General features: G+C 69.6%; 11 protein-coding genes and 1 tRNA gene. 5 read left to right on the plus strand and 7 right to left on the minus strand.

Annotated features, from left to right (window positions below):
- A partial coding sequence (gene pckA / locus VNE62_12575; GenBank protein ID HVE93115.1) for a phosphoenolpyruvate carboxykinase (ATP) occupies positions 1 to 1,422 on the minus strand: 1,422 nt, incomplete at its 3' end.
- 158 nt (positions 1,423 to 1,580) lie between these two features.
- Between pckA and VNE62_12580 the strand changes: the two genes are divergently transcribed.
- A complete protein-coding gene (locus tag VNE62_12580; GenBank protein HVE93116.1) occupies positions 1,581 to 1,799 on the plus strand; it encodes a hypothetical protein in 219 nt (72 codons plus the stop codon).
- 7 nt (positions 1,800 to 1,806) lie between these two features.
- The gene (locus tag VNE62_12585; protein HVE93117.1) at positions 1,807 to 2,370 is read left to right on the plus strand and encodes a hypothetical protein; all 564 of its coding nucleotides are present in this window, start codon (positions 1,807 to 1,809) and stop codon (positions 2,368 to 2,370) included.
- Here VNE62_12585 and VNE62_12590 read toward each other — a convergent pair.
- Positions 2,364 to 3,008, minus strand: a complete 645-nt coding sequence (locus tag VNE62_12590; protein HVE93118.1) for a phosphoribosyltransferase family protein — start codon at positions 3,006 to 3,008, stop codon at positions 2,364 to 2,366. The genes VNE62_12585 and VNE62_12590 overlap by 7 nt on opposite strands.
- 62 nt (positions 3,009 to 3,070) lie before the next feature.
- Here VNE62_12590 and VNE62_12595 point away from each other — a divergent pair, with 62 nt between their 5' ends.
- A complete protein-coding gene (locus tag VNE62_12595) occupies positions 3,071 to 3,307 on the plus strand; it encodes an Lrp/AsnC ligand binding domain-containing protein (GenBank protein ID HVE93119.1) in 237 nt (78 codons plus the stop codon).
- A gap of 10 nt (positions 3,308 to 3,317) precedes the next feature.
- On the opposite strand, the gene VNE62_12600 is transcribed toward VNE62_12595, so the two are convergent.
- Entirely contained in the window at positions 3,318 to 4,409 is a 1,092-nt protein-coding gene (locus tag VNE62_12600; GenBank protein ID HVE93120.1) for a D-alanine--D-alanine ligase family protein, read from the minus strand.
- Between the two features lie 110 nt (positions 4,410 to 4,519).
- Between VNE62_12600 and cofC the strand changes: the two genes are divergently transcribed.
- Positions 4,520 to 5,116 carry a 2-phospho-L-lactate guanylyltransferase gene (cofC, locus tag VNE62_12605; protein HVE93121.1) on the plus strand — a complete coding sequence of 199 codons (597 nt, stop codon included), beginning with the start codon at positions 4,520 to 4,522 and terminating at the stop codon, positions 5,114 to 5,116.
- Between the two features lie 46 nt (positions 5,117 to 5,162).
- Here cofC and VNE62_12610 read toward each other — a convergent pair whose 3' ends face one another.
- A complete protein-coding gene (locus VNE62_12610) occupies positions 5,163 to 5,510 on the minus strand; it encodes an HU family DNA-binding protein (GenBank protein HVE93122.1) in 348 nt (115 codons plus the stop codon).
- Positions 5,511 to 5,622: 112 nt separating this feature from the next.
- On the opposite strand from VNE62_12610, the gene VNE62_12615 reads away from it, so the two are divergent.
- Positions 5,623 to 5,698 (plus strand) — tRNA-Glu (locus tag VNE62_12615).
- A gap of 56 nt (positions 5,699 to 5,754) precedes the next feature.
- On the opposite strand, the gene VNE62_12620 is transcribed toward VNE62_12615, so the two are convergent.
- The 3 genes from VNE62_12620 to VNE62_12630 all read right to left on the minus strand — a co-directional run.
- A complete protein-coding gene (locus VNE62_12620) occupies positions 5,755 to 6,456 on the minus strand; it encodes a hypothetical protein (GenBank protein HVE93123.1) in 702 nt (233 codons plus the stop codon).
- 154 nt (positions 6,457 to 6,610) lie between these two features.
- Positions 6,611 to 7,312: a Crp/Fnr family transcriptional regulator gene (locus VNE62_12625; GenBank protein HVE93124.1), complete on the minus strand. Its 702-nt coding sequence runs from the start codon at positions 7,310 to 7,312 to the stop codon at positions 6,611 to 6,613.
- A 72-nt stretch (positions 7,313 to 7,384) separates the two neighbouring features.
- Positions 7,385 to 8,410 (minus strand): ABC transporter ATP-binding protein (locus tag VNE62_12630; protein ID HVE93125.1); only part of this gene is annotated, 1,026 nt, incomplete at its 5' end.

An 8,410-nucleotide genomic window follows, 5' to 3' on the forward strand; every position in this document is an offset into this window, starting at 1 on the left:
GAACACCGGCTCGACTGTCGTCGGGACCTCGTCCAGCGCTCCGTCCAGCGCGGCGCGCAGCATCGCCCGGGTGTGCGGGATCGACATCCGCCTGCCGGTCCCGAAAGGACCCCCCGTCCACCCCGTGTTCACGAGCCAGACCCGGGAGCCGTGCTTGACGATCTTCTCGCCGAGCATCTTCGAGTAGGTCCCCGGGGGCAGCGGCAGAAACGGCGCTCCGAAGCACACCGAGAAGGTCGCCTGCGGCTCGGTCACCCCCCGTTCGGTCCCGGCCACCTTCGCGGTGTAGCCGGAAAGGAAGTAGTACCTGGCCTGCTCGGTCGTCAGCCGAGAGATCGGAGGCAGGACGCCGAACGCGTCGGCGGTGAGGAACACGACATCCTGGGGGTGGCCCCCGACCCCGCCTTCGGCGACGTTGGGGATGAAAGAGATCGGGTACGAACCGCGGGTGTTCTCGGTAATCGAGCCGTCGTCGAAGTCCACGCGCCGGGTGTCCGGGTCCACGACCACGTTCTCCAAAATCGCGCCGAAACGCCGTGTGGCGGCGTAGATCTCCGGCTCCCCCTGGGGCGACAGCTTTATGACCTTGGCGTAGCAGCCGCCCTCGAAGTTGAAGATGCCGTGGTCCGACCAGCCGTGTTCGTCGTCGCCGATCAGCTTGCGCGTGGGGTCCGACGACAACGTGGTCTTGCCGGTGCCCGACAGCCCGAAGAAGACGGCGGCCGATCCGTCCATTCCGGCGTTGGCCGAGCAGTGCATCGGAAAGACGTCGCGCAGAGGAAGGAGGTAGTTCATGACGGTGAACATCGACTTCTTGATCTCGCCGGCATACGACGTCCCGCCGATGATCACCTCGCCCCGTCCGAAGTGGATGACGACGAAGACCTCGCTGTTCGTCCCGTCCGAGGCCGGGTCGGCCGACGCCCCCGGAGCGTGGAGCACCGTGAACTCCGGGGAGTGCGCGCCCCTGTCGCCCGGCGGCAGGTCGATGAACATGTTCTGCGCGAACATCGTCGTCCATGCGGTCTCACTGATGACCCTCAGCGGGATGCGGTAGCGGGGGTCGGCTCCCACCGCGCAGTCCAGGACAAAGCGGTCCCGGGAGCCCAGACGCTTTGCCACCTTGGCCCTCAGCCGGTCGTAGGCCGCCTCGCTGATCTCCTGGTTGACCTTGCCCCACCAGATGCGCGACTCGGTGGACGACTCCCTCACCACGTACTTGTCGTCCGGCGACCGGCCGGTGTAGGGGGCGGTAACGGCGCAGAAGGGCCCTTCCGCGGCGATCACCCCCTCGCCGCGCCGAACGGCCTCCTCAACCAGGCAGGCCGGGGGCAGGTTCCAGTAGGTGGCGCCGCTCGATTCGCTGATCCCGTGGCGCTCGAGGCCTTCGGTGCGGACCTCGCTCAGACGACTCCTCCACAGGCTGGGGGCTGCCGCCCCTGGGGATTTCGGGGGAACAGCCTATCCAACGCGGCCGCCGGGCGACCACCGCGCGTGCCGCCGGCCTCCGTAGGATGTATTCGCCACAGCGCCACGAGCCCACCGGCCAAAAGCCGCGCGGGAGCCGAGGAGGTCTGATCTTGCGCTACATAGTTCATGCCAGCGCCGGGATGTTCGAGATCGAAGCCGAGAACTACGTCATCGAAAACGACTTCGTGACGTTTTTCGGAGCGCCTCGCGGGTCCAAGGGCAAGCCGCAGCTGGCGAGCTTCCGTGTCGAGACGGTCGGCAGGATCGAAGCGGATGAGCATGTCACGCCCCACCGTCCGCCGGCCGCCGAAACGGCCGATGAGGCCTGAGCGGATCGTGAGGAAAGTCCTCGTCGCCTCGACGCTGGTCCTGCTGGCATCGGTGGTCGCTCCGGCCCCCGGGGCCGGAGCGCAAACGCCCGGACCGGGACGGCCCGTGAGCATCAGGTTCAGGGACGCGGGCGTCCTGAAGACGGCGCCCCTCCCGCGCGCCGCCTCGCTGTCCAGCTCCTGCGGGTCGGGCACGGCCGGCGGCTCCGACGGGACCCCGATCGACGTCGTCTTCGAGGAGGGGCAGCAAGGGCGGATCCTGCTGCGCAACGACCGGACCCGCGGATTTGTGTTCTCGGGGGTGGGGGGATTCCTTCCGAAGGGAACGGTCTGCACCGCCAGCCCCGAGTTGCAGGCCGCGCTCGCCGGCGCCAGGCAGGCACCGGCCCGGCGAGGGCCCTGGGTGGCGCTGGTCGCCTCGATGGCCGGGCTCGGCCTTCTGATCCTGCTGGTGGCGGCGGCCGGACTCGGGATCGGGCCGCGTCCGGAGCTCGAGACGATGGACGACCCGCACGCGGACCACGGCCCCGACGACGCGCACCGGGACCACACGCCCGCGGCGCATCACTGACCGGCCGGCCGCAGAGCTGCCCGAACCTGTTCGTCGGTCACCTGGTGGAAGTCGTCGTACCACTGCCCGACGGCGTAAAACCGGCTCGGCACCTCCGCGCACACGACGTCGTCGTAAACGCGCTTCAGGCGGTCCAGGCTCTGGCGGGGGGCGACCGGAACGGCCAGGACGAGTCTCGCCGGACGCCGCCCGCGCAGCAGCACCGCTGCGGCCTCCACTGTGCCCCCCGTCGCGATCCCGTCGTCCACGACCACCACGTCGCGCCCCTGGAGGTCCGGGGGCCGGGCCTCGCCCCGGTAGACCGACTCCCTTCGCTGCGCCTCCCGGCGCTGGCGGTCGATCTCGGCGCGGATGAAGTCCTGCCCGACGCGCATGGCGAGCACGAGCGACTCGTCCACAACGGCCTGGCCGTCCGCCCCGACCGCGCCCAGCCCCAGCTCCGGGTTGCCGGGGGCCCCCAGCTTGCGGACTACCACGACGTCCAGCCGGGCCCGCAGCGAGGCAGCTACCGGCACCGCCACCAGGACTCCGCCTCTCGGCACGGCCAGGACGACCGGCGCCTGCATCCCCAGCGGGGGCAATAATCCGGAAAGGACGCGCCCGGCCTCCTCCCGGTCTGCGAAGACCCGGTCCCTCATCGTGTTGCGGCTTCGAGCATGACCCCGCTAGCCTCTGCAAAACCTGAAGAAAGGAGATCGTCGTGTCGGTCGAGGCCTACATTCTCATCCAGACAGAGGTCGGTAAGGCGGCCGCCGTCGCAACGGCGGCGTCCAACATCACCGGCGTGAAGTCCGCGGAGGACGTCACCGGACCCTACGACGTCATCGTCCGGGCGGAGGCCGAGACCGTGGACGAGCTCGGCAAGCTCGTGGTTTCGGCGATTCAGTCGGTCGAGGGCATCACCCGGACCCTCACCTGCCCGATCGTCCACCTGTAACCCGGGGGGGTCAGCCCCCCGTCCCGGCCGCCATCTCGCCGACCTCTTCGGCGTGCGCCGCCGAGCGCGCCCGCTCGAGGCGCAGCTTGGCCTCGTGCCGCCTCAGCGCATGGTCGAGCAGGTGTGAGACGACCTGCGCGAACGGCACTCCGGACGCCTCCATCAGCCTCGGGAACATGCTCTTCGGGGTGATCCCCGGCATCGAGTTGATCTCGTTGACCACGATCTCCTCCGTGACCGGGTCCCAGAAGAAGTCGACGCGCGCAAGCCCCTCGCAAGCGGTGACCCGGAAGGCTCTGGCGGCGTAGTCGCGAGCCGTCTCGCTCGCGTCGTCCGGCAGGTCGGCGGGGATGTTCAGGACGGTCCACTCGCCCCGGTACTTCGCCCTGTAGTCGTACCACTCGCCGTCGGGCGTCACCTCACCCGTTACCGAGACGGACAGCGGCTCGGTCTCCAGGACCGCAACCTCGACCTCGCGCGGGCCGCCGTGTGCCTCCACCAGGACCCGGTCGTCGTGCAGGAGCGCCCGCGCGATCGCCTCGTCCAGCTCGCCCGGCCCCTGCACCTTGGAGATCCCGACGCTGGAACCGAGGCGGGAGGGCTTGGCGAAGCAGGGATACCCGATCGCGGCCACGGCCTCGCGGATCTGCTGGGGATCCGAATCCCATCCCTGGCGCCGGACCTCCACGAACCCGACCACCGGCAGGCCCGCCGCCGCCAGCAGGCGCTTGTGCGTGATCTTGTCGATCGCAACGGCGGATCCGAGTACCCCGGACCCGACGTAGGGGACGTCGGCCAGCTCGAGCAGTCCCTGCACGCAGCCGTCCTCGCCGTACGGCCCATGCAGGACCGGGAACACCACGTCGTAGTCGCGCGGCGCAGCCGGATCGGGCCGCAGCTCGAAATCGTCCGGCTGGTCCGGGACCGAATCTGCGCTGCGTGGGTCGCACGCGACCCACCGGCCGGCGCGGGAGATGCCGACGGGGCACGGGACGTGGCCCAGCGACTCCAGCGCCGCCACGACGGTCCGCGCCGAGACCACCGAGACCTCGTGTTCGCCCGACCGGCCGCCGAAAAGCACGAGGACGCGCAACCCGCTCATGCCAGCAAGCATGCCCGGTGGCGCGGACCTCCGCACGGCCGACCAGGCGGAGGGGCCTGCGTGCGAGCGGGGGGCACACAGCTGCCCCGGCGACCACTTAGCCTCTGGGAATGCTTCCCGCCGACGCCGTCGTGCCCGTCAAGACCGGCGCCCGGGCCAAGCTGCGCCTCGCGCACGTGCTGGGGGCCGGGGCGAGAAACCTGCTGGTGGAGTCCCTGCTGCGCCACGTCATCGGGGTCCTGGGTGAGGCGGGCCTGCGCGTGACGTGCGTCCGCTCCGGCGACCTCGGCTGGACCGGCGGAGCCGACGTCATGCGCCAGCACGGGCCTGGACTCAATGCTGCAGTTCGCGAGGGCCTGGCGGATACGGGGACGCCGGCCGTGGTGGTCGCCGCCGACATGCCCTGGATCACCGCCGAATCGGTGATACGGCTGACGCGGGAGCCGGGCGACGTCGTCGTGGCGGCGACCCGAGACGGCGGGACCGGAGCGCTGCTCCTGCGCAGATCGCTACCTCCGGCTTTCGGCCCCCGGTCCGCGCTTCGCCACGCACAGGTGGCACGACAAGCCGGACTGTGGGCTCGGGTGGTGAGCATCCCGGGACTTGACCGCGACCTCGACGACGAGCCTGCCCTGGCCGCCGCGCTGGCGACCGCACCGGGCATGGACGCGCAACTGCGCGATCAGTTGCGAGGGAGCCGGAGGTGACGAAGCCGGGGGCCGCGAAGCGGCCCCCGGCTTCGGAATGCGCTGGCTAACGTCCTTTGGACTTCGACGTCTTCTTGGCGCCGGCGGAGGCCTTGGCTCCGCCCTTGGCCCCGGACTTCTTGCCGCCGACTGCGGTCTTGAACGCCAGCCCGGCCTTGAAAGCCGGGACCGTCGTCGCCTTGATGTTGATGCTCTCGCCCGTCTGTGGGTTGCGTGCGGTGCGGGCCGAGCGGTCGCGGGCCTCAAAGGTGCCGAAGCCCGGAAGGCTTACCCGCTCTCCCCGGGAGACTGCCGTCTGAATGGCGTCCAGCAGTGCCTCCACCGCCTGGGTCGCCTCCCGCTTGCTGATGTCCGCGTCAACGGCGACGCGTGAAATGAGATCGCCTTTGTTCACTTACCCTCCTTCGGCGCTTTCAACAAGGGGCCACGATACCCGCACGCCGCCCAGCCGCGCGAGCAGCCGGCCAATGCGACAGACGGGCTTGCGATACGCTTGCACGCAAACTGGCCCCGTCGTCTAGCGGCCCAGGACACGGCCCTCTCAAGGCTGAAACGGGGGTTCGAATCCCCTCGGGGCCTCCAGCCAACGCGAAAAGGCCTCCCCTGCGGGGGAGGCCTTTTGCGCGTCGGGGTGCGATCTAGTGGATGACTCCCCCCACGACCTGTCCGAGGAACGGAACCCGGATCGTGTGCGTGGCCGTCGACGCTCCCGCCGTGGAGGCGACGAGCTCCAGGATCAGCTCGGCACCGGCACCGGCGGACATGTCGTTTCTGGCCGACGGCAGTCTCCAATCCCTGGGGTCGGAGTCGAGGCTCATCTGGCCCCAGTCGGCCCGCGGGCTGCCGACCAGCCACTTGGCGTTGGACGGGTCCAGAGGAAGCGAACCCTTGCACGTGCCGTCGACACCGACCAGACAGACAGGCTGCGCCGCGTCGTAGCGGTAGGTCAGCTTTGCCGAGATGTTCGAGCGCAGGATGGCCGGATTGACCAGCTCGAACCTCATCGGCGCGGAGGCAGTTCCGCCTGTGAAGGCGCTGACTGTGTGCATGGGCTGGCCCTGGACGGCGAACTTGATGTCGTAGAGCCTGCGGTCGGTTGCGTTCTGACTACCCTCGATCACCAGGACCGGTGCCCCCAGCGGAAGGTCGTTGATCTGGACCGTCTGAGCGGCGAGCACGCGCTCGCTGTACTCCGTTGCTCCGGCGCCCGAAGCCCCGGCCAGGATTGCCGTTGCCGTAGCGACCGCCACTGCCGCGAACCGCATCGATGCCATGGCTCCCCTCCCCGTCGCTCCCCCGCCGGTGTGTCCCGGCCTGCTTGCGTTGCGCCCTGCGTTCATCGCACCCCTCCTCCGTTGACCCCGATGCGAGAAGGATGGCCGACCGCGGGTCTGGGAACTGTCCCCGGGGCGACAGCGACCGTGTGCAGAACTGCACACAGTTGGCGGGCTCCCGCAGGGCATCAGGCGCCGTAGGCGCGCGTGGCGGAAGGCGTCAGCCGGAGCCGGTGGAGGACGCGGTCGCGCGTAGGGTCCGGGGGCAGAAGACGATCTGTCGGCCGCTCAGCTCCAAACGCCCCTGCTCTTCGAACGCGTGCAGGATCTGGTTGACCCTCTGCCGGGACCCTCCCACCATGGCCGCGAGGTCCGACTGCGTCACATGCAGGTCCAACACGACATGCTCGTCGTCACCCGGTCCCTGCTCGCCGGCCATCTGCAGAAGCAGCTTGACCACGCGTCCGTGCAGGTCCAGGAAGACCAGGTCGCTCGCCTTCTCTGTGAGCCGGCGCAGCCGGGCGCCGATGGAGCGCAGGAGGGCGTCCGCCAGCTTGGGCTCCCGCCCGAGCAGGTCCAGCAGCGTGCTTCTGGTCAGCGCGATCAGCCTCGCCGGCTCGAGCACCTCGGCCGAAGTGGAGCGGGGCCGTCCGTCGATCACGGCCAGCTCCCCGAAGATTTCCGGGGGGCCAATGGTGGAAAGGACCATCTCCTCGCCCTCCTCCGAGACGACAAAGAGCTTGAGCAGTCCCTCCGCGACTACGTACAGCGACTCCCCCGGTTCCCCCTGCAGGAACACGAGCTGCCCCTTGCGGTAGGTCCTGATCGTCGTGCTCCCGGCCAGCCTCAGCAGTGCGGGCTCATCCAGTTGGGAGAACAGCGGCGACCGGGCGAGCGCGGCGGCGATCAGTTCCGGCTTCACGCCCGCATGTCCCCCTTGGCCTCTCGGTGCCTGGTTGTGTTGATCTTCACCGATCCCGGCTCCAGGCGGCACTCACGCATCGGACGCTCGGGGGGGCGCAGTCGCGTCCCCCGGAACAGGACCGGCCGGGTCGTTCGGCGGACGCAGCTCGTGCTGCCACAGGCTGCGCATCTCCGGCGACCTGGCGAGGAGTTCATCCAGCGTTCCCCGGTCGATCAAACGCCCGTCGCTCATGAGCAGGACCTGATCGGCGCGACGCAGCGCCGCGGGCCGGTGCGAGACCACGAGAGAGGTCACGCCGCGTCCGCGCGCGAACAGGCGGGACCACAGCAGCGCCTCCGTGTCCGCGTCGAGGGCCGAGGACAGATCGTCCAGCACCATCAGCTCCGGACTGCGGACGAACATCCTGGCTGCGGCCGCCCTCTGCACCTGCCCACCGGACAGCTTCACCCCCCGCGGGCCGACCAGCGTGTCGATCCCGCGCTCGAGCGACACAAGGTCGCGCTCCAGGACCGCGGCTTGGATCGCGGAGTGGAGCCCCGGTTCGTCCTGGGGATGACCAAGCAGCAGGTTCTCGCGCAGCGTCTCGCTGAAAAGACGCGGCACCTGGGGCGTATAGGCACTTCGCGGCGGGACGAAGAAAGCGCCGGGATCTGACACCTGCCTGCCGTTCCAGCGGATCTCGCCACAGTCAAGGGGAACAAGGCCCAGAAGGCCCCGCAGAAGCGTCGTCTTTCCGGCACCGATGCGGCCGGTGACGACGGTGAAAGATCCTCGCTCGATGGCCAGCGACACGTCGGACAACCCCAGCCTGCCGTCCGGGTGCGTGTAGCCGATCCCACTGAGCTCCATTCGTTCCAGCCGCTCCCTTGCCGGCACCGGGGGGAGGCCGGAAAGAGGGCCCTTCAGGTGGACGGGTGCCGGCGCAACCAGTTCGTCCGGAGGCTGACCCGGCACGACCTCCTGCAGCCGGCCGAAAGAGACGTCGGTCCTCTTGAGCTCGCTGATCAGCCGTCCGATCTCCTCCGGCAGCCAGGTCAGCTGGTCCAGAAAGACGACGAACAGGGCGAAGTCGCCGACGGTGAACGTCCCGTCCCT

The organism is Actinomycetota bacterium (assembly GCA_035536535.1).
Taxonomy (GTDB): Bacteria; Actinomycetota; JAICYB01; order JAICYB01; family JAICYB01; genus DATLNZ01.

Bases quoted from the DNA above. Each gene is read 5' to 3' on its own strand.
- VNE62_12590 (HVE93118.1), bottom strand. From the start codon at position 3,008: ATGAGGGACCGGGTCTTCGCAGACCGGGAGGAGGCCGGGCGCGTCCTT.
- VNE62_12600 (HVE93120.1), bottom strand. From the start codon at position 4,409: ATGAGCGGGTTGCGCGTCCTCGTGCTTTTCGGCGGCCGGTCGGGCGAA.
- cofC (HVE93121.1), top strand. From the start codon at position 4,520: ATGCTTCCCGCCGACGCCGTCGTGCCCGTCAAGACCGGCGCCCGGGCC.
- VNE62_12620 (HVE93123.1), bottom strand. From the start codon at position 6,456: ATGAACGCAGGGCGCAACGCAAGCAGGCCGGGACACACCGGCGGGGGA.